The organism is Salegentibacter agarivorans (assembly GCF_900113135.1).
Taxonomy (GTDB): Bacteria; Bacteroidota; Bacteroidia; order Flavobacteriales; family Flavobacteriaceae; genus Salegentibacter; species Salegentibacter agarivorans.
Genome location: NZ_FOOH01000037.1, coordinates 1 through 21,777, shown reverse-complemented (window position 1 = coordinate 21,777; position 21,777 = coordinate 1). Strand labels below are relative to the sequence as shown.

The window sequence follows — 21,777 nt, the reverse complement described above, 5'->3', positions numbered from 1 at the left end:
CTATGCCAAAGGCTGTGTCGCATTGTTTTGCTTATTTTTGTAGTAAACAACAATTGTTTTGACCTTGCGTTAAAATAGAATAAATCTCACCCGCAGGTGAGTAAAGGAAAATAAATATATGCTTAAACAGCAATTAAATCTCAAATTATCCCAAAAGCTTTCCCCCCAGCAAATCCAGCTGATGAAGCTTATACAACTTCCTACGCAGGCTTTTGAGCAGCGTATAAAACAGGAACTGGAAGAAAATCCGGCTTTGGAAGATGGTAAGGTGGAAACCAAGGATGAGTATGAGGAATATGAAGACGATTATAGTGATAGAGAGCGAGAAGATGAAGGAACCGAATCTATAGAAGCTGAAATTGATGTTGATGAATATTTAAGCGACGATGAAGTACCAAGTTACAGGCTGCAAGCCAATAATTACAGTGCAGACGATGACGAGAAAAGCGTGCCTTACGCTTCTGGAACTTCGTTTACACAATATTTAACCACGCAATTAAGTACGCTTAGGTTTGATGAAACCGAAGAACAAATTGCCGCTTTTTTAGTAGGTAGCGTAGATGAAAGTGGTTATTTGAGAAGAGAACTACAGGACGTGGTAGACGACCTGGCTTTTACCCAGAATATTTATACAGATGAAGCTTCGGTAGAGAAAGTGCTGAAAAAGGTGCAGGAACTTGATCCAGCCGGCGTAGGTGCCAGATCGCTTCAGGAATGCCTACTTATTCAATTAAGACGCAAAGAGCCGACAAAAGGCGTAGAAATGGCTGAAGACATACTGGAAAGATCTTTTGATCAATTCAGTAAAAAACATTACACCAAAATTCTTTCAAGACACGATATTTCTGAAGATGAATTAAGGGAAGCCATAGATGTTATTGAACACTTAAATCCAAAACCCGGCGGTTCTTATTCAGGAAACACCCGAATGGTAGAACACGTAATTCCAGATTTTACCATTAAAATTGTAGATGGAGATTTAGAATTAAGTCTTAACGGAAGAAATGCACCACAAATGCACGTCTCTCGTGATTATAGCGATATGCTGAAGGGTTACAAGGAATCTAAAGAAAAAACAAAAGCGCAGAAAGATGCGGTGATGTTTATAAAACAAAAACTCGATGCTGCAAAGTGGTTTATTGAAGCTATAAAACAAAGACAGCAAACCTTAATGGTAACGATGAGTTCTATTATGAACTATCAAAAAGAATATTTTCTTACCGGCGACGAACGAAATCTACGTCCAATGATTTTAAAAGATATCGCCGATGAGATTGAAATGGATGTTTCTACCGTTTCACGTGTAGCCAACAGTAAATATGTAGACACTCCCTACGGAACAAAGCTCATAAAAGAATTCTTCTCTGAATCTATGAAAAACGACCAGGGAGAAGATGTTTCTACCCGGGAGATTAAAAAGATCCTGGAGATGTCTATTGAAGAAGAAGACAAGCGAAAACCGCTTACCGATGAGAAGCTCGCTAAGGTTTTAAAAGATAAAGGGTATCCAATTGCCAGGCGAACCGTAGCAAAATACAGGGAACAATTAGATATTTCGGTTGCAAGATTGCGAAAAGAAATTTAATGAAATTCCTTTTAAAAAGCGCCTCCTTTATATTTCATCCGCTTTGGATACCGCTAGCAGGGAGTTTACTTTATTTTTTATTTACACCGAGATTTTTCCCGCCGGGTGTAATGCAGGCAAAACTTCTTGCCATTGCAATTTTAACCGTATTTATTCCCGTTGTATTTTACTTTTTGCTTAAAAACCTGGGAAAGGCTCAATCAATCTTTTTAGAAGATGTACGCGAGCGTAGATGGCCTTTGCTTTTCTTTGCCATTTTAATCACCATGGTGCTCAACCAGATTTTGAATGCTTATAATTATGCCGCATTATATTATTTTTTTGTAGGTATTCTTTTTTCCACTTTACTGGCCTTTACTCTAGTATTGTTCCGGTTAAAAGCAAGTTTACATATAATGGCGCTTAGCGGGCTTATAATATTCTTAATAGGTGTAAGCCTCAACTTTCAATTAAACTTAACCTACACCATTAGTTTTTTAATTCTCGCGCTGGGTATTACTGCTTCCTCAAGGCTTTATTACAAAGCACACACCTATAATGAACTTTTACTTGGTTTATTTTGTGGGGTAATTCCGCAGTCTTTGGTTTTATATTTCTGGTTATAGAATATAGAACATAAGTCCAACCCTAAAGACCGAAATATCTATAGTCTCTTCATTTAAACGAGCTTCAGGAAAAAGGGAATTTAGGCTGTAATAAACATGAAAATTGAAAGTATTATAGCCAAAAGTAAAGGTTGCCCCCAGCCGGAAACGATCTAACTCTGGCACATCAGTTTGAACCACCTGATTATCTGGTTGTACAAAATTACTCCTAAAATGATAGATATAACCGAATTTTAATCCGGTATAAATTCTCCAAAATTTATAAGTTTCTGGAGTGGAAGTACGCCAGCGAAACTCCAGGGGAGCTTCAATTAATTGTGCAGTAAAGCGATTTGTACTATAATCAATGTCTCGTGTTAAGCTTCTAAAGATGGTTTCTCCGTTATCATCTTCCCCTATAAACAAATTGTGACTATAGCTATTCAAAGACCAGCCTAAACCGGCTGCAATAGCGATATTTCGACGTTTATTTATGGGGAAATCTCTTGTAAATCCGGTGTGAATCCCTCCGGAAAATCCAGATTGGGATATAGCTTCAGGTTTGTTGCTTATTAAATTAAAGGTTAGCCCAATGTAAAACTGATCTTCCCGGTACAAACTATCTATTACCACCGGAACGGAGTCTGGGATGCTTTTTAATCTAATTTCTTCTTCGGTTTGGGCCAATAACGGCGTAGAAAAAAATATAAAGAAGAAAACAAGGTAGTATATTCTATTCATTTTAAACCACGGCTATATTGAGTTTAAAGATAAAAAAACATCCTGCCAAATATTATATTTTGACAGGATGTTTATACAGTTTTGAAAAAATACCTATTGGTAATTATTGCATATTTTGCAGTGCGTCACCTTCTTTAGTGGTATAGTTAATTTTAAGAGCTTCAGCTTTTCTCAATTCTTGTTTGATATCTGAAACCAATCCCATATTTGTTTCTTCATCTACCTTAAGGGCAGTTGTAAGATATGGTATTAACTCTTCACGTTTAGTTTCCCTTTCAGCAAAAATGAATTGTTGTACTTCGCCAACACTGGCAAACTTATCATTTAACTGAATCCTTGCCTCACTACCAAATCTTTCCTGGTAGCGTGGGCTGGGTTTACCGGCGTAAATGTACATTACAAGATCCTTCTTATCCAGTTTTTCAACCTGATCAGCAAATGGAAGTTTATTTTCAACCATTAACGTATTCTGACGCATCACGGTAACAACCATAAAGAAGAACAGTAACATAAATACAATATCTGGTAAGGATGCTGTACTAATGGCTGGTTGCCCTTCGCTCTTTTTCTTTTTGAATTTAGACATAATTAAGTCTTAAATTTAAGTTTTATATTAAGGTTATTAACTCGTAGGCTCGGCTTCAGAAAGCTTTTGAGGGATCATATCTTTAATAAGTTCAATTCTCTCCTTCAAAGTTTCTTTATCACCTTCGCTTGTACGTGAGTCGTTATACCTGGCTTCCATTGCTGTAAAGCTAGTACCAAATAAACGTTCGGCTTCCCTATCTCTAAGTTGGTTATAAGCCGCTACAAGTTCGTTTTGTACCGCGATATAAGTTCCATACTCGGTTCCCCTGTTATTTACCAAAGAAATAATAGCTTTCGTTGGGTTAACAGAAGAAGCTGGGTCTCCGGCTCCCTGGCAGAAGTCACAAGCCTCTTCGCCTGTTCCTCCTCCATTGTCAAGAAATTCTACAGCTGCCTGTCTTAATTCCTCAATCTCCATCTCCTCATCTTCTACCAGTAATTGGTTATTTGCATTAACCAGTACCTGGAAGATGTTTCGTTCTTTAATTACCGGCGGATCCTGTTCTTCAGGCTGCCATTCCGGCAACTTCCTGCTAATCCCGCTATCTGTCTCAATGGTTGTTGTTACCAGAAAGAAGATTAGTAGCAAGAAAGCAATATCGGCCATAGAACCGGCATTAACCTCTGGTGCTTCTCTTCTTGCCATATTCTTATTTAGTTAATTTTTTAACTCCTGAAATAACCATTGCTAAAATTGCAATTCCAGCAAGGATATAGAATGTTACTAAACCTGCACTTATCCAATGTGCCGCATTAGCAGAGAGTATATCTCCATCTTTAAGCGTCATTTGAGTTCCATCGGTTACAAGGTATGCAATTACAATAACTGCAATAAATGCACCAACAGCGATAAGTGTGTTTTTAATATTTCCTTTAAACAGACCTTTTATCACAAAGATTGCAACCAATACAAGAACAACCAGTAACACGAAATAAGACAAATACATTATTGGTGTAAGCAGACTATTCTGTAAATCGGCCGAGGCCTCTATAGCATCACCGTCTTCGGCAAGGATCCTTCCCAAAAGGATAAGACCTACAACGCCTAATACGATAGATACATATTTTAATATTTTATGTAAAGTCATAATTTAATCTGGTCTTAGATTCTTTTTTTGTTTTTGTAAGCTACCAACATATCGATAAGAGTGATAGATGCATCTTCCATATCGTTTACAATACTATCTATTTTAGCGATAATATAGTTATAAAATATTTGAAGAATAATAGCCACGATCAAACCAAATACGGTTGTAAGAAGTGCCACTTTAATACCTCCGGCAACAAGAGATGGTTGCATATCACCAGCAGCTTCAATTCTATCGAAGGCGGTAATCATACCAATTACAGTACCCATGAAACCAAGCATAGGAGCAATAGCGATAAATAAAGACAACCAGGAAACGTTTTTCTCTAACTGTCCCATTTGTACTCCACCGTAAGCTACAACAGCTTTTTCTGCCGCGTCAATACTTTCGTCTGCACGGTCAAGACCCTGATAGTAGATAGAAGCAACAGGTCCTTTTGTATTTCTACAAACTTCCTTAGCAGACTCTACACCACCACTATTTAAAGCGTCTTCTACATCTCTAGCCAATTTTTTGGTGTTAGTTGTAGAAAGGTTTAAAAAGATAATTCTCTCTATGGCAACAGCCAAACCAAGAATTAAACATAAAAGAACAATCCCCATAAATGCAGGACCACCTTCTATAAATCGTTTTTTAAGTTCCTGATGAAAACCAAGAGTTTCTTCCTCTGCCTCATCTGCGGCAGCTGCAGCCTCTTCATCTTGTACAAAGTTTACAATTGTACCAGGTAATGTGTTAACATTATTGGCCGCATTAAGGTTTCCGGCTCCAAGTACCATCACCGCGGCGATTACCAAAATAGAAAATAATCTTTTCATTACTGTTTGTCTTAATTTAATTAGTTAAAGGGTTAAAGATATAAAAATAAATTTTTAATAAAAATATAATAATTATTGCAGAGAGGAAGGGATTCGAACCCTCGATACGCTTGTGGCGTATACACACTTTCCAGGCGTGCGCCTTCGACCACTCGGCCACCTCTCTTTCTTAACGTTTTCTAAACGGTGCGCCAAATAACGAAAAAAAATATACTTCGTCAAGCATCTGCCGTTAATTTTATGACATTTCCCCTCTAAGAGAAGTTTCAAAGATAGTTTTAAACACTTTAGGAGACAATTCTTTTCCTAAAAGATACATTAATTTTGCAACCGCAGCTTCAGTACTAATATCTTTGCCAGATACCACCCCTATTTTTTTAAGTTGAACACTGGTTTCGTACTGACCCATAACTACGCTTCCTCCAATACATTGGGTAACATTTACTACGAATAATCCTTCAGAAATTTTTCTTTTTAGAATATCCAGAAACCACTCATCACTGGGGGCATTTCCGCTTCCGTAAGTTTCCAAAACCACTCCTTTTAGACCGGGTTTTGACAACATATATTCTACGGTTTTTGCATTTATCCCCGGAAAAATCTTTAAAATAAGCACTTCATTATTAAATCCTGTGTGCAATTTTGTTTTTTGTCGGCGATTTGGACGCCATAAAGCATTGTAATTAACAGAAAGATATACACCAGATTCAGCTAAGGGATGATGATTTAACGAAGCAAAAGCCTGAAAATGTTCGGCATTAATCTTTGTAGTTCTATTGGCGCGATATAATTTATATTCAAAATAAAGCCCAACTTCAGAAATAACCGGTTTTCCATTCTTCTGTAAACCGGCAATTTGAATACTGGTAATAAGATTTTCTTTAGCGTCTGTTCTTAAATCTCCAATAGGTAATTGTGACCCGGTAAAAATAATGGGTTTAGTTAAATTCTCAAACATAAAACTAAGCGCGGATGCTGTGTAAGACATAGTATCGCTGCCATGCAATACCACAAAACCATCGTAGGTTTCAAAGTTTTCATTAATTGTATTGGCAACTTTCACCCAGCATTCCACATTCATATTAGAGGAATCTATAGGATCGTCAAAACTTAGGGTGTCTATTTCGTGCTCCAGAATTTTAAGCTCTGGAATATTTTGTAGTAATTCATCAAAATTAAAGGCTTTAAGGGCTCCAGAATCATAATCCTTAATCATACCAATGGTCCCCCCGGTATAAATAAGTAAGATTTTAGCTCTTTTCTTCATATAGCGCTTCTTTATTTATTACAGGATTTGCATACATTAATAAATAACTGTTTAGTTCCAGGGAATTTTTTACATCTACCCTTCGGCTAAGTCGGCGCTCAAACTGCCTTTTTTCTTTATCTGAATATTTTTCAGCGTAAGTTCCTGAATTCTTCAACAAATCGAAAGCAATATAATTTGCCGGCCACAATTTGTAATTTTTATAGATATGTTCATCTACTTTAGATGCCACGGCTTTAAGCTGTGCATTTAAAGAAGAATGTTCATTTTCAATCTTTTCAAAAACTTCTTTACCAAGCACTTTTCCAGCACTTATATGAATACGCCCTTTGTTGCCAAGAGCACCTTGCATAATAGAATTAAAATCTTCGTTAGCCGATTTTACATATTCTTCTTTCATTCGTTTGGCAAGAAGTTCGGGCATTTTTAAAATATCGGTAGGATCAAATTCATAAGAAATCGCTACCGGAACAATTTTTAGTTCGGCAAAATACTCGGCCAGGCTTTTTTTGCCTTTAGCCATAGCAAGCATTTTTAATACTCCTTGTTGAGTGTAATCGCTGCCATCTTTGGTTCTACCCTCTCGCTGCGCCATCCAAACCGATCTACCTTCTTCCAGGAGCAACTGCTTTATATATTCTGAAAGTACCATGGAACTTTTAAGCATTTCCCTGGGGCTAAGTCCGCGTTTTACCAGGAAATTCCTGTTTAAGCGGGATAGGGCCATGAGAAAAGGCTTTTGTACCAGATTATCTCCAATAGCTGAAGCCGTCATAATAAGATCCTGCTCATACAAAGAAGTATTCAGCAAGGAAGTATCCAGAATAATGTCGCGATGATTGGATATATAAAAATAAGGTTGATCGCTGTCTAATTTTTCAAAACCATTGTAAGTAAGTCCTTCCGTACTTTTTTCAATAACTTTTAATACCGAATTATAAATTACTTTAGTTTGAAAATCCCTAATAGAATGGCATTCTCCTATAATTGCAGCAATTTCCCCTGAACTTTTCTCAGGAAACGTAAACTGCAACAGTGTTTTAAACATGGGATGTCTCATGTGCTCCTGCAAGGCAGGTTGCACCTCATTCTCGTTGTAAAACCTTATGTCTTCAAATTCTTTCACGCAAAATTGTGTTAGCTAGGCAAATGAACAAATTTTAATTTTAACCTCCTTTATATCCCAAATATATCTTTTGAATTCTGAGTAGTTATTTCAGCAATTTCGGCTAGTGGTTTTTCATATATTTCAGCAAGTTTTTCTGCTACTTTTATAAGATATTCAGGTTCGTTACGCCTTCCACGGAAAGGCGTTGGGGACAAATACGGCCCATCGGTCTCCAAAACGATTTCTTTAAGTGGAATTTCATTCAGAAATTTATCTATTTTTCCATTTTTAAAGGTAACTACCCCGCCAATTCCGAGTTTCAGGTTATAAGAAAGAGCGCGTTTCGCCTGCTCCAGGTTTCCGGTAAAACAATGAAAAATCCCAAAAAGATCGTCGCTTTTTTCTTCTTCTAAAATATCAAAAATCTCATCAAAAGCCTTCCTACAGTGAATTACTATGGGAAGCTTGTATTTTTTAGCGAGTTTTATTTGTCTTCTAAAAGCTTCCTGTTGAATTGCCAGTGTACTTTTATCCCAATGCAAATCTATCCCTATCTCACCTACGGCATAAAACCTTCTTCTTTCAAACTGCTCTTCTACATGTATTAATTCCTCTTCATAATTCTCCTGCACGTGGGTTGGATGCAAGCCCATCATTAAAAAAACATTTTCTGGATACCTGGCTTCCAACTCGTACATAGCCTCGGTAGTTTCAGAATCTATGGCCGGAAGAAAAAACCGTTCAATATTTTGCTGAAAGGCGTTTTCTATAAGTTCGTCACGGTCTTTTTCGTAATCTTCGCTATAAAGATGTATGTGCGTATCGGTTAAAATCATAAAAGCAAAAATAATTTATTTTGAAGACCTATCTTTGCGAAAAACATAAAGAATGTCATCTTTAAAAAAATTCCTAAAAGAAAAAGGTTTTAAACGCATAAAACTGAAATACACCAAAACCCAACACCTGGAATTGGTAGCCAAAATTAATAATATTGAAGGAAACTTTATCCTGGATACAGGAGCTTCCAGCACTTGTGTAGGCCTGGAAGCGGTAGAACATTTTAAACTTCTTGCCGAAGATAGTGATATTAAAGCTGCGGGTGCAGGTGCCACCAATATGCTCACACAAATTGCCCAAAAAAACCGAATTGAAATAAAAGGTTGGAAAAAGAAAAAAGTAGACCTGGTGCTATTTGATTTAAGGCATGTTAACGAAGCTCTTATTAATCACGAAGCCGAAAAAGTTCACGGTATTATTGGTGCCGATATTTTAAAGAAAGGGAAGGCTGTAATAGACTATAAAACACCTTCTCTTTATTTAAAATAGAATTTTATAAAGGGGAATTATCCCCTTGATTCGCGAACGCCTGTTAGCTAAGTTTGATTAAATTAATGTTAGCAATGCCTGTAGTGTCTAAAAATAAACTTCGCGACCAACTCCTTTATATTATATTAAGCATCTTCGTGGTATGCGTTTTATTTTTAAACATCTTAAATTTATTTTTGTTTTAATTTATTATTTAAAAATTGAAAAGGCAGCCGTGTGGCTGCCTTTTTTGTTTTATATGTATTCTAATGCTTAAAGCTCCAGGGCTCTTTTTACATCGTTATCCATCAATAATTCTTCAGGGTTTTCTATAGCTTCTTTAATTGCTACAAGGAAACCTACAGATTCTTTTCCATCAATTATTCTATGATCGTAAGAAAGGGCTACATACATAATAGGACGAATTTCTACGTGACCATCTATAGCCACAGGACGTTCTACAATATTGTGCATTCCTAAAATTGCACTTTGCGGCGGATTAATAATTGGAGTAGAAAGCATAGAACCAAATACTCCACCATTTGTAATAGTAAAAGTACCACCGGTCATTTCATCTACGGTAATTTTCCCGTCACGGGCTTTAGTAGCTAAACGTTTTACCTCATCTTCTACTCCTCTAAAACTAAGATTTTCAGCATTTCTTATTACCGGCACCATTAAACCTTTTGGACCAGAAACCGCTATACTAATATCTTTATAATCAAAACTTACCTGGTGATCGCCATCTATCATAGAATTCACACCTGGATATTGATCTAGCGCACGAACCACGGCCAATGTAAAGAAAGACATAAAGCCAAGACTTACGCCGTGCTTATCTTTAAATTCCTCTTTGTATTTCTTTCTTAAGTTGAAGATAGGCTGCATATCTACTTCGTTAAAAGTAGTAAGCATCGCGGTATCATTTTTAACTGAAACCAATCGAGAAGCTACTTTTCTACGCAACATAGACATTTTCTTCTTAGACTCCCCGCGTTTTCCTTTACCCGGGCTTCCCATAGAAGCTTTTGCCTGTACAGCATCTTCTTTAGTTATTCGGCCATCTTTTCCACTTCCTTCTACATCCTTAGCATCAACGCCTTTTTCGTCAAGGATTTTTTTAGCAGCAGGAGACGGACTACCTTTTGCATGAGAATCCTGTTTTTGAGAAGGTGTTGAAGATTTAGAAGGTTCCTGGGTTTTAGCCTCGGCCTTATCCTTATCTTCTTTTTCCTTTTTATCTGAAGAATCATCTTTAGACTCTTCTTTATCTTCTTTAGATTCCTTTTTATCATCACCTCCACCAGGCTTTTCAGCTTCGGTATCGATTAGACACACCACTTCTCCTACAGCCACAGCATCACCTTCCTCGGCTTTGAGCGTGATAATACCGCTGGCTTCAGCCGGAAGTTCCAGTGTAGCTTTATCGCTATCTACTTCTGCAATTGGCTGATCTTTTTCTACGTAGTCGCCGTCTTCAACTAACCATTCGGCTATTTCAACTTCGGTTATAGATTCTCCCGGAGAAGGAACTTTCATTTCTAAGGCCATGATCTTTGTTTTTATTTTTTATTGTTATTTCCGCGAAAGCGAAAACCTTAAATTCTATATTAATTTATTCTTCTAAATTTTTGTCAAAAACACTTGCAATCACTTTATCGTGACGCTTTTTAAATCTTACAGAACTTCCAGCAGCCGGAGAACCATAAAATTTTCTACTGCAAACCCTAAAGTTTTTAGCTTCATCAAAATGCAATAACATATGCCCGTAAGCCCCCATATTTCTTGGTTCTTCCTGGGCCCATACTACATCATCTGCATTTTTGTATTTCTTGATCGCTTCTTTCATTTTTTCAATAGGCAGCGGGAATAATTGCTCCACACGTACTAAGGCTACATCGTCACGATCGTTTTCTTCTTTATATTCCAATAAATCGTAATAAAATTTACCGGTACAGAAAACTAAAGATTTTACGTCTTTAACTTTCGCTTTTGGATCGTCTAATACAGGCTGAAAACTTCCCTCTGCAAAATCTTCTTTAGTTGAAATTACTTTAGAGTGTCTTAGCAAACTTTTTGGAGTAAAAATAACCAATGGTTTTCTAAAACCTGCTTTCATCTGCCTACGCAAGATATGGAACATATTGGCCGGTGTAGTAACATCTGCCACATACATATTATCTTTTGCACAAAGTTGCAGAAAACGCTCCATTCTGGCTGAAGAGTGTTCTGCACCCTGGCCTTCGTAACCGTGAGGTAAGAAAAGCACCAATCCGTTTTGTAATTTCCACTTATCTTCTGCAGCAGAAATATACTGATCTATCATTATTTGCGCACCATTTACGAAATCTCCAAACTGGGCTTCCCAAATAACCAGGGTTTTAGGACTTGCCATAGCATAGCCATAATCAAACCCCATTACGCCGTATTCTGAAAGCGGGGAGTTATACACAAAGAAATCGCCATCTCTGCCCTCTATATTATTATGAAGAATAATTTCTTCTTCACTATCTTCTACTTTTACAATAGCGTGACGGTGAGAGAATGTACCTCTTTCACTATCCTGACCGCTAATTCTAATATTATACCCTTCTTTCATTAAAGAACCATAAGCGAGATGCTCGGCCATAGCCCAATCCAGCTTATTATCTTCAAAATAAAGTTGATTACGCAGGTCTATAATCTTTTTCACCTTACGCATAAACTTCTTATCCTCGGGTAATTTAGAGATCGCCTCAGCCACTTTATCAAGATCTTTTATCTTGTAGGTGGTATCAAACTCCTTCATCATTTCCTCTTCACGCACATTATCAAAACCTTCCCACTCATCGTACATAAAAGGAGTGATCTTGGTGGTTTCTTCTTTCCTGGAATCTTCTAAATTCTCTTCAAGATCTGCCTTATACTCTTCTTCAAGCTTTTTAAGGTAATCGTCGTCTATAATATTTGCCGATTTAAGTTTTTCGGCATAAATATCCATCGCATTTTTATGTTTTGCGATGGCTTTATATAATTTAGGCTGGGTAAATTTAGGTTCATCACCTTCATTATGCCCGTATTTTCTATAACCTAATAAATCTATAAATACATCACGCTTAAACTTCATTCTAAAATCTAAAGCAAATAAAATCGCATGAACTACAGCTTCAGCATCATCAGCATTAACGTGCAATACTGGAGAAAGCGTTACTTTCCCAACATCGGTACAATAGGTTGACGATCGCGCATCAAGGTAGTTTGTGGTAAATCCAATTTGGTTATTTACAACAATATGAATGGTTCCGCCGGTTTGATAACCTTCCAGCTTAGCCATTTGCACAAGTTCATAAACAACTCCCTGCCCTGCAATAGCGGCATCACCATGCACAAGTATAGGAAGCACTTTCATATTATCACCACCATAATGCCTGTCTTGCTTGGCTCTTGTAATACCTTCTACAACAGGTCCTACCGCTTCTAGATGCGAAGGGTTTGGCGCTATATTTATGTTTATTCCTTTTCCATTATCTGTAAGTCTACAGGAAGTCCAGCCCAGGTGATATTTTACGTCTCCATCAAAAATATCCTGCTCATAATCTTTTCCGTCAAATTCGCTAAAAATATCTTTAGCGCTTTTTCCGAATATATTAGTAAGGGTATTTAAACGCCCACGGTGGGCCATACCCATTACAAAATCTTTTACCCCATAATCTGCTGCTTTTTCAATAAGCGCATCTAAGGCCGGGATTAAACTTTCTCCACCTTCTAGCGAGAAACGTTTTTGACCTACATATTTTCTATGTAAAAATGATTCAAAGGAAACGGCCTGATTTAACTTCTTCAGGATTTTCTTTTTTTCCTCATCACTAAAGTTAGGATGATTCTCATTCTTATTCAGCTTATCCTGAATCCATTGAATTTCTTCAGGTTTCCGAATAAACATATATTCTATCCCGATAGATTCACAATAAACTTTTTCAAGATGTTTTATTATATCCCGAAGCGTGCTGGGCCCGATGCCAAGCATCTCCCCGGCATTAAATTTAGTATCCAAATCGCTTTCTTCCAGGCCAAAATTCTCAATACCTAAGGTTGGGCGATATTTGCGGCGCTCTCTTACCGGGTTTGTTTTGGTAAACAAATGGCCGCGGGTTCGGTAACCATCTATAAGTCTAATTACCTTAAATTCTTTTGTAACGTGTTCGGGAATTTCTCCTTCCTGGAAATCTACTGGAGCTTCTTCCATAGTTTCCGCAGAAACTCCGTTTTGTTGCATTCCAAAGTCAAAACCTTGAAAAAAAGCCCTCCAACTGGGCTCTACACTATCGGGGTACTGAAGATATTGATCGTAAAGTTCGGCGAAATATGCCGTATGTGCAGCATTTAAAAATGAAAATCTATCCATAATTTGAAACTAATGTTTCTTTTGAGTGTAAAACACAGCAAAAATACAATTTTTAGCAAAAACAGGGGGTAGCAAACTATATATTTATCTTATGAATTATAAGAAGTTTAACATAGTAGAAACTTCAGGATGTCCCCAAAATTGTTTATTGTTTGCAAATATATTAGGTGTAACCGCCTAAAAATTAAGAATCTCTCAATCGGGATTTTGCCGTAAATTAGACCTTACGATTCATAAGCATTTCCCCGAATTGTCTTAACGGAATTTTTTTCTCTTCAGCAATTTCAATTTTATCTAAAACATCAAAAGCTTTATTGGTATATTTTTCTATTTCCTGCCGCGTTAATTCTGCAGCGCCACTACTTTCAAAAAGATTTTTAACCGCTTCTATTTTTCCTGAAGTTTCTGCCGGATTAATCGTGTATAAATGCTCCAACTGCTGGGCTTCACTTGCTCCGGAAGTTTCCAGAGCTGTTAAATAAAGGAAGGTTTTCTTGTTTTCAATAATATCACCACCGGGTTGTTTTCCAAATGTCTCTGGATCTCCAAAAGCATCTAAATAATCGTCCTGAAGCTGAAATGCAATTCCCAACAAGCGTCCAAATTCGTAAACCGCTTCTTTACATTGCGTAGAAGTGCCGGCCACTATGGCTCCCATTTGCAAGGAAGCCCCAACCAGAACCGCGGTTTTAAATTCTATCATTCTTATATAATCCTCTATGGCAACATCATCCCGGGTTTCAAAATCTATGTCATATTGCTGGCCTTCACAAACCTGAATAGCTGTTTTGGTAAATAAACGCGCTAATTCTTTAAAAGTTTCGCCTTCATAATTTTCAAAAAGCTGATACGCATTTATAAGCATGGCATCGCCAGAAAGAATTCCGGTATTTATATCCCAGCGTTCGTGAACAGTTTCCTGGCCACGTCTTAAAGGCGCATCGTCCATAATATCATCATGAACCAAAGAGAAATTATGAAAAACCTCTATGGCAAGTGCGGCATCTAATGCCTTTCTATAGTCTGCCTCAAAAATATCGGTGGCCATAAGTACCAAAACAGGCCTTAAGCGTTTACCCCCCAAACCCAGAATATACTTCATAGGTTCGTAAAGATTTTCAGGCTTTCTTACCTGCATTTTAAGATCTAAATACTCCTGGAAAGCTTCTCTATATTCAGCAACAGACTTCATACCAAAAAAATTTTCCGGCTAAAATACATAATTGAGCGTACTTCAAATTCTATAAGAGAAGTTAAATTACTAAAAACTAAGGAAACTTTTGTTGTTTTTTAAGTTTCCTTGCTTTAGTTTTGCACGAAATTACAGAAAAAGTGAAAGAAGATATTTTAAAAAATGCAGCAGACCTCTTTCTAAGACTCGGTTTTAAAAGTGTAACGATGGATGACATTGCGCAACAAATGGCTATCTCAAAGAAAACCATTTATGCACATTTTAGCACAAAAACCAAGTTAGTGAAGGCTACAGTAGAGTATTTAATTAAAGAAATTGAGCAGGGAATTAGCATTCTTAGCGCTAAAAAATTAAATCCTATTGTAGAATCTTACGAGATGAAAAAGTATGCCATGCAAATGCTGAAAAATGAAAAGAGTTCCCCTCAATTTCAGCTAAAAAAGTATTATCCCGAGGTCTATTATCCGCTAAGGGACAAACAATTTGAAATTGTACAGCGTATTGTAATAGACAACCTGGAACGAGGCATTACTACCGGTCATTACAAGGGCGACATTCCTATATCTTTTGTAAGCAGAATTTACTTTGTGGGAATGCTGGGTATAAAAGATAAAAACCTCTTCCCAGAAGACGAATACAGCAATGCAAAATTGATGGACTATTTTTTAAGATACCACCTCAACTCCATTTGCACACAGAAAGGTTTAAATACCCTGGAAGAATTAATTAAAACTAATAAGCAAAAAAATGAAATTTAGATACCTGCTAATTTTACTGATTTCGCTAAGCAGCATAGCTCAGGAAACTCCGGAAGATTACAGTTTTTCACTGGAAGAAGCTATACAGTTTGGCCTGGAGAATAATTATTCTTCAATAAACGCGCAAAAAGATGTTGAAATTGCCCTGAAGCAAAAATGGGAAATTATTGCCCAGGGATTACCCCAGGTAAGTGCCACCGGCGATTACCAAAACAATTTAAAACTACCCGTACAATTACTTCCCGCCGAAATTGCAGGAGGAGAACGCGGCGAATTTATCCCCGTTACTTTTGGCACAAAGCACAACGTAAACGCCACTGCCACCTGGAACCAGTTAATTTTTGACGGTTCTTATATTGTAGGAATTCAATCGGCCAAAACTTTGCTTCAAATTTCTGAAAATGCGAAAACAAAAACCGATCTCGAAATAAAGAAAGCAGTAATTAATGCCTACGGAAATGTTTTACTGGCGGAAGAAAACGTAGCTATTCTTCAAAAAAACGTGGAAAACGTTCAGAAGAATTACGATGAAACCAACGAGATCTATAAAAATGGGCTCGCCGAACAGGAAGATGTAGAACAGCTGGAAATCACATTGCTTAATTTAAAAAATAACTTAAGCAGAAGTAAACGGATGCGAGACATCGCTTACGAAATGTTTAATCTAACACTCGGGATTCCGGTAGAAATACCTGTGAATCTAACCGAAGAATTAGACACTTTAGCAATGCAATATTTTGATTTGGAACTTTTACAGGAAGAAATTCCGGTAGAAGAAAATATAGATTATCGTATTGCCGCCAATACTGCCGATTCCCGGGAAATAGAAGTGAAATTAGAAAAATCTAAAGCGCTGCCTTCTTTAAGCGGATTTCTAAATTATGGAGTTCAGGGCTTTAGCCAGGAGTTTACCTTTTTTGATGAGGACCAGGAATATTTTGGCCAATCTATTTTAGGGGTGAGTTTAAATATTCCCATTTTTAGCAGCGGTATGCGAAACTCCAGAACTCAGCAAAAACAAATTGCCTATGAACAGGCAATGGTAGAACTGGAACAAACTGAAAATGAAGTAAAACGCCAAATAAATTCAGCTAAAAGTGATTACGAATTTAGCCTTGAGAACTACCAGGCCCAAAAGAAAAACCTTGAATTGGCCGAAAGGATAGAAAATAAAAATCAAATTAAATTTTTTGAAGGAATTGCCAGCAGTTTTGAGCTTAGCGAAGCACAACGCCAACTTTACCAGGCGCAGCAAGACTTTTTGCAATCCATGCTGGATGTAATAACTGCCAAGGTAGAATTAGAAAATCTATTGGATACCAGAAAATATAACAATGAAGATTAAATATACCCATCAAATATTAAGAATGAAAAAGTTAGCTGTTTTATTAAGTATTCCACTTCTATTGCTTTCCTGCGGAAGCAATGAGAAAGGAAAATCTGTAGAAGAAATTATAGAAAATGAAGATCTTGCTGAAATTAGAGCCAAGAAATCTGAATTAAGTCAGCAACAAAGTGATCTTACTCAAAAGTTAGACAAACTGGATCAGGCTATAGACCGTTTAGATAAAACCCGGCGTTTAGACCTGGTAGAAATTCAACAAATTAGCGATACTTTATTTAAGCATTACGCCGAAGTACAGGGAGATGTAGCTACCGATGAGAACATTGTAATTTATTCTGAATTTTCAGGAATTCTGCAAGATCTTCGGGTAGAAGAAGGCCAACAGGTAAATAAGGGACAGGTACTTGCTAAAATTGATGACGGCGGACTTTCAAGCGAATTGGCTCAATTGGAAACCCAGGCAACTTTAGCCAAAACCACTTTTGAACGCCAGAAGCGTTTATGGGAACAAAATATTGGATCTGAAATGCAGTATTTAGAAGCTAAAACCAATTACGAATCTATGCAGAATTCAGTAAAAAGATTACAGTCACAGCTGGATAAAACTATTGTAAGAGCACCTTTTAGCGGTATTATAGACGAAGTACTTACCGAGCAGGGCGAAGTTGTAAGCCCTGGACAAAGTCAGTTATTCCGTTTAGTAAGCCTAAAGAATATGTATGTAGAAGCTGCTGTACCAGAAAATTATCTAAATACTGTGGGAAAAGGTACCGAGGTAATTGTAGAAATTAGTTCCCTGGATCGTGAATTTGAAGGTGAAATTAGAAGGGTTGGAAACACTATTAACCCTAACAACCGTTCGTTCAGTATTCAGGTTGCAGTTCCCAATGAAAACGGGATGATAAAACCAAATCAAATCGCAACCATTAGATTAAACGATTATACTGCAGAAAACGCCATCGTAATTCCAGAGAATGCTTTGCTTAAAAATTCGCAAGGAGAAAGTGTGGTATTCACGCTTCAGGAAAAAGAAGGAGAAGAAAATATTGGTACTGCAAAAAGAAAGATTGTAGAAACAGGATATTCCTATAATAATAAAGTAGAAATAACCAACGGATTAGAAACAGGTGAAACCCTGATTGTGGAAGGTGCAAAAAACCTTAGAGATGGTCAGGAAATTAAAATAAGAAACTAAGCTGCAATGAATTTAGATAAAGAATTTAAGCTTTCGTCCTGGGCCATCAATAATAAAATGACGGTATATGTAATTATCGCCATTATTATGATTGGCGGGCTCATGTCGTACTACAATATGCCAAGGGAAACCTTTCCCGAGGTTGTGGAAACCAAAATTTATGTTAGCTCAATTAACCCCGGGAACTCTGCCGAAGACGTAGAGAAATTCATCACCGAACCGCTCGAAGAAGAGTTTAATGATGTTGCGGGAGTAAAAGAGATTTCTTCTTCTACTTTCCAGGATTACTCCCTGGTAATTGTAGAATTTGAAGAAGATGTTGAAGTAGAAAGTGCCAAAACCAAGGTAAAAGACAAGGTAGATATGGTAAAAGCCGAAACTACCTGGCCTACTTTAGATAATGGCGCAAAAGTAGAACCCAATGTGTTCGATCTTAATATTTCCGAAGAACAACCTATTCTAAACATCAACCTAACGGGAGATTACACCGTTCAGCAGTTAAAGGAATATGCCGAATACCTTCAGGAACGCATAGAATTACTTCCGCAGATAAAAGAAGCGAGTATTCGTGGTGCTGAAGAAATGGAGGTTGAAATCGCAGTAGATATCTATAAAATGACGGCTTCAAAAGTTAGTTTTTCAGATATTGTAAATGCCGTGAGTGGTGAAAATCGAACAATTTCGGGTGGAAATGTAATTACCAGCGGAGTACAGAAAAACATAAGGATTGTTGGGGAAATTGAAGATCCCAGCGAGCTCGAAAATGTTGTGGTAAAAACCGATGGTGGTAATATTTTCCTTCAGGATATTGCTAAAATTAATTTTAGGGAAAAAGATGCAACCACTTTTGCCCGGGAATATGGTGACCCGGTGGTGATGCTGGACGTTAAAAAACGTGCCGGTAAAAACATGATCGAAGCCGTAGACCAGATCAAAGAAATTGTAAAAAAAGAGCAGAAAGAATATCTGCCGGAGAGTTTACACATAAGCCTTACTAACGACCTTTCTACCAACACCCGAAGCCAGGTAGACGACCTGGTGAACAACATTATTTTTGGGGTAATTTTGGTGGTTTTGGTCTTAATGTTCTTCCTCGGGTTTAGAAACGCATTGTTTGTCGGGATTGCGATTCCTTTATCTATGTTCCTCTCCTATATTATTCTTTCCAGTATGGGATATACATTAAATACCATGGTACTTTTTGCCCTGGTCATGGGGCTTGGAATGCTTGTGGATAATGGTATTGTGGTGGTAGAAAACGTCTATACATTAATGGACGAAGGTATGCCGCGAAAACAGGCTGCAAAACAAGGTTTAGGTGAAATTGCCTGGCCAATTATTGCTTCAACCGCTACAACTTTAGCTGCTTTTTTCCCACTGGGACTCTGGCCGGGTATAATTGGTAGTTTTATGGTAATTTTCCCAATTACCTTGTCTATAGTTTTAGGTTCTTCTCTTTTTGTCGCGCTAATCATCAACTCGATGCTTACCTCCCAATTTATGAGAACCGAAGAGGAAGAATTCACAAAAAAGAGGCTTATAAAAATAAGTTCTATTCTCGCAGTATTTGGAGCACTACTCTTAATAGTAGGTTTTGTAGTAGATGCAGGGGCACTTAGAGCTTTTGGAAATATACTAATCTTAGCTGCTATTTTACTTTGGGTATATAAATATTTTATTTCCAAAGGTGTGGAGTATTTTCAATACACGGCACTAAAAAAAATGGAAAATGCGTATGAAAAAACCCTGAAATATGCGCTACGCGGAAAGAAAGCTTATCTAACGTTTTTTGGAACCTTACTCCTACTGTTCGTTTCTTTTGTATTGATTGGCCTGGTACAACCAAAGGTTTTATTCTTTCCTGAAAATGAACCAAACCAGGTTATCACTTATATTGAATATCCTCAGGGAACCGATATTCATAAAACCAACGCCCTTACCAAAGAGGTGGAGCAACGCATTTTTGACGCTATTAAGCAGTACGAAGATGAAGATGGTTACAACTTTATGGTAGAGTCAGCCATTTCTCAGGTTGGTGAAGGTGCAGGAAATCCTCAAACCGATGGTGGCCAACAAAATGAAATGCCACATAAAGCCAAGGTCACGCTTTCTATGCGTGAGTTTACCGAAAGGCGTGGTGTGAGCAGTAGCGAAGTTCTATCTGAAGTTCGGGAAGCCGTTCAGGGATTCCCCGGTGCTTCTATTGTGGTAGAAAAAGATGCTGCCGGCCCACCCACGGGTTATCCAATAAATATGGAGCTTAAAGGTGAAGATTATGAACAAATGCTCCTGGAGGCTGAAAACTTACGTTCCTACGTTAACGATCTTAGTATCGCCGGAATCGAGGAACTTAAAATAGACGTTAACAAATCTAAACCCGAATTAAGTGTAAATGTAGATCGAAGAAAAGCGGGACAGCTTGGAGTGACTACTTCGCAAGTAGGACAAACTTTAAGAAGGGCTATTTATGGCGAAGAGGTTTCTACATTCAAAGAAGGTGATGATGATTACGAAATAAACTTAAGGTTTGCTGATGAATATCGTTATGATGAAAACGTATTATTCAACCAGCCAATTACCTTTAAAGATCAGAACACGGGAGAAATAATTCAGGTGCCAATTTCTTCTTTGGTTACTACAGAATCTGCCTCTTCCTTTAGTTCTATTAAAAGAAAAGATCTGAAAAGGGTAATAACCCTCTACTCAAACGTGCTTCAGGGTTATAATGGCAACGAGATTGTGAGCCAGTTAAAAACAGCGCTTAGAAGTTATGATCTTCCAAAAGATATCACCCTGGAATTTACAGGTGAGCAGGAAGAACAGGAAGAGAACATGGCTTTTCTACTTAAAGCTTTGCTTATCGCGATGGGTGGAATCCTGCTTATTCTCGTGGCACAATTCAACTCGCTGTCTAAACCAATTATCATTGTTATGGCAGTGGTATTGAGTTTGGTGGGTGTTTTCCTTGGACTTATTATTTTCCAGATGGATTTCATTATTATTATGACGATGATGGGGATCATCTCCCTCGCGGGGATTGTGGTAAATAATGCTATTGTACTTATTGACTATACACAAATTCTTATAGACCGGAAAAAGCGCGACCTGAATTTAGATGATGATGATTTACTTACCCGTGAGCAGTATTATGACTGTATTGTGAGAGGTGGAAAATCGAGGTTGCGACCTGTATTACTTACCGCAATTACTACCGTACTTGGTTTAATTCCGTTGGCAGTAGGATTGAATATAGATTTCTTTAGTTTGTTCACAGATTACGATCCAAAAGTATTTATTGGTGGTGACAACGTGATCTTCTGGGGGCCACTGGCCTGGACGGTGATCTTTGGGTTGGTGTTTGCCACCTTCCTTACACTGGTTGTAGTTCCCGTGATGTTTTACCTGGTAAACAGAGCCAAGGTTAAAACCGCTGATAAGCGCCAGGAGCGAAAACAACGAAAACTGGAAGCAAAAGCTTAAAAATCGAGTAGGAAGATAGGGATTAATTCCCTATCTGTCCTCTCACACCACTCAGCGTACGGATCCGTACTGAGCGGTTCCCTAATTTATGTTCTAACTTTAGAATAATAATCCAGCAGAAAAGGGTAGCCAGCCTGTCTCAGTCTGTGCGTGGTGATGGTCCTTGTGAGGATAAAGCTGTTGGCGATATGCCAGTGACTTTTCCTCGTGTTGGCATATTCCCACGCTTTCCACTTGTTCAGGCCAAGCTTGATAAGCATCTTTCCTTTCGTGCGGATGCGTTTCCATTGTTTCCAGATACACATCCTTAGACGTCGACGGTACCAGCGATCTATCTTT

19 protein-coding genes and 1 tRNA gene are annotated in these 21,777 nt (G+C 37.7%); 7 read left to right on the top strand and 13 right to left on the bottom strand.

Features of this window, described 5'->3' with window-relative positions; translation table 11 throughout:
* Window positions 1-118: 118 nt before the first annotated feature.
* Entirely contained in the window at window positions 119-1,585 is a 1,467-nt protein-coding gene (gene rpoN, locus BM084_RS18075) for an RNA polymerase factor sigma-54 (protein ID WP_075325120.1), read from the top strand.
* Window positions 1,585-2,190 (top strand): hypothetical protein, encoded by a 606-nt coding sequence (locus BM084_RS18070; protein WP_093306455.1) that lies wholly within the window; start codon window positions 1,585-1,587, stop codon window positions 2,188-2,190. Before rpoN ends, BM084_RS18070 begins: the two co-directional genes overlap by 1 nt.
* Here the strand turns inward: BM084_RS18070 and BM084_RS18065 are convergent.
* From BM084_RS18065 to BM084_RS18025, 9 genes are all read right to left on the bottom strand, one after another.
* On the bottom strand, window positions 2,185-2,910 hold the full coding sequence (locus BM084_RS18065) for a porin family protein (RefSeq protein WP_075325122.1): 726 nt from the start codon (window positions 2,908-2,910) through the stop codon (window positions 2,185-2,187). The two genes, BM084_RS18070 and BM084_RS18065, sit on opposite strands and share 6 nt — an antisense overlap.
* Window positions 2,911-3,013: 103 nt before the next feature.
* Window positions 3,014-3,496: an ExbD/TolR family protein gene (locus BM084_RS18060; RefSeq protein WP_075325123.1), complete on the bottom strand. Its 483-nt coding sequence runs from the start codon at window positions 3,494-3,496 to the stop codon at window positions 3,014-3,016.
* A gap of 36 nt (window positions 3,497-3,532) precedes the next feature.
* A complete protein-coding gene (locus BM084_RS18055) occupies window positions 3,533-4,144 on the bottom strand; it encodes an ExbD/TolR family protein (RefSeq protein WP_075325124.1) in 612 nt (203 codons plus the stop codon).
* 4 nt (window positions 4,145-4,148) lie between these two features.
* Entirely contained in the window at window positions 4,149-4,586 is a 438-nt protein-coding gene (locus tag BM084_RS18050; RefSeq protein ID WP_075325125.1) for a hypothetical protein, read from the bottom strand.
* A 14-nt stretch (window positions 4,587-4,600) separates the two neighbouring features.
* Window positions 4,601-5,404, bottom strand: coding sequence for a MotA/TolQ/ExbB proton channel family protein (locus tag BM084_RS18045; protein WP_075325126.1), 804 nt, complete (start codon window positions 5,402-5,404; stop codon window positions 4,601-4,603).
* A gap of 78 nt (window positions 5,405-5,482) precedes the next feature.
* A tRNA-Ser gene (locus BM084_RS18040) sits at window positions 5,483-5,570 on the bottom strand.
* 72 nt (window positions 5,571-5,642) lie between these two features.
* Window positions 5,643-6,671, bottom strand: a complete 1,029-nt coding sequence (locus tag BM084_RS18035; RefSeq protein WP_075325127.1) for an asparaginase — start codon at window positions 6,669-6,671, stop codon at window positions 5,643-5,645.
* A complete protein-coding gene (locus tag BM084_RS18030; RefSeq protein WP_093306452.1) occupies window positions 6,655-7,797 on the bottom strand; it encodes a 1-acyl-sn-glycerol-3-phosphate acyltransferase in 1,143 nt (380 codons plus the stop codon). The genes BM084_RS18035 and BM084_RS18030 overlap by 17 nt, the downstream gene beginning before the upstream one ends.
* A gap of 50 nt (window positions 7,798-7,847) precedes the next feature.
* Entirely contained in the window at window positions 7,848-8,615 is a 768-nt protein-coding gene (locus tag BM084_RS18025; RefSeq protein WP_177195731.1) for a TatD family hydrolase, read from the bottom strand.
* 52 nt (window positions 8,616-8,667) lie between these two features.
* Here BM084_RS18025 and BM084_RS18020 point away from each other — a divergent pair, with 52 nt between their 5' ends.
* Window positions 8,668-9,105 carry a retropepsin-like aspartic protease gene (locus BM084_RS18020; RefSeq protein WP_075325130.1) on the top strand — a complete coding sequence of 146 codons (438 nt, stop codon included), beginning with the start codon at window positions 8,668-8,670 and terminating at the stop codon, window positions 9,103-9,105.
* Between the two features lie 252 nt (window positions 9,106-9,357).
* Here the strand turns inward: BM084_RS18020 and odhB are convergent, their stop codons facing one another.
* From odhB to BM084_RS18005, 3 genes are all read right to left on the bottom strand, one after another.
* Window positions 9,358-10,635 (bottom strand): 2-oxoglutarate dehydrogenase complex dihydrolipoyllysine-residue succinyltransferase, encoded by a 1,278-nt coding sequence (gene odhB / locus BM084_RS18015; RefSeq protein WP_075325131.1) that lies wholly within the window; start codon window positions 10,633-10,635, stop codon window positions 9,358-9,360.
* 64 nt (window positions 10,636-10,699) lie between these two features.
* Window positions 10,700-13,468 carry a 2-oxoglutarate dehydrogenase E1 component gene (locus tag BM084_RS18010; RefSeq protein WP_075325132.1) on the bottom strand — a complete coding sequence of 923 codons (2,769 nt, stop codon included), beginning with the start codon at window positions 13,466-13,468 and terminating at the stop codon, window positions 10,700-10,702.
* A 217-nt stretch (window positions 13,469-13,685) separates the two neighbouring features.
* Window positions 13,686-14,660, bottom strand: coding sequence for a polyprenyl synthetase family protein (locus BM084_RS18005; RefSeq protein WP_075325133.1), 975 nt, complete (start codon window positions 14,658-14,660; stop codon window positions 13,686-13,688).
* A 140-nt stretch (window positions 14,661-14,800) separates the two neighbouring features.
* On the opposite strand from BM084_RS18005, the gene BM084_RS18000 reads away from it, so the two are divergent.
* Genes BM084_RS18000 through BM084_RS17985 form a run of 4 tightly spaced genes read left to right on the top strand, consistent with a single transcriptional unit; the run spans window position 14,801 to window position 21,438 of the window.
* Window positions 14,801-15,418, top strand: a complete 618-nt coding sequence (locus BM084_RS18000) for a TetR/AcrR family transcriptional regulator (protein ID WP_075327867.1) — start codon at window positions 14,801-14,803, stop codon at window positions 15,416-15,418.
* Window positions 15,408-16,763: a TolC family protein gene (locus BM084_RS17995; protein ID WP_075325134.1), complete on the top strand. Its 1,356-nt coding sequence runs from the start codon at window positions 15,408-15,410 to the stop codon at window positions 16,761-16,763. The genes BM084_RS18000 and BM084_RS17995 overlap by 11 nt, the downstream gene beginning before the upstream one ends.
* A gap of 22 nt (window positions 16,764-16,785) precedes the next feature.
* On the top strand, window positions 16,786-17,958 hold the full coding sequence (locus BM084_RS17990) for an efflux RND transporter periplasmic adaptor subunit (RefSeq protein WP_093306459.1): 1,173 nt from the start codon (window positions 16,786-16,788) through the stop codon (window positions 17,956-17,958).
* Between the two features lie 6 nt (window positions 17,959-17,964).
* On the top strand, window positions 17,965-21,438 hold the full coding sequence (locus BM084_RS17985) for an efflux RND transporter permease subunit (protein WP_093306449.1): 3,474 nt from the start codon (window positions 17,965-17,967) through the stop codon (window positions 21,436-21,438).
* A 99-nt stretch (window positions 21,439-21,537) separates the two neighbouring features.
* Here the strand turns inward: BM084_RS17985 and BM084_RS19315 are convergent.
* Window positions 21,538-21,777 (bottom strand): hypothetical protein (locus tag BM084_RS19315; protein ID WP_218152255.1); only part of this gene is annotated, 240 nt, incomplete at its 5' end.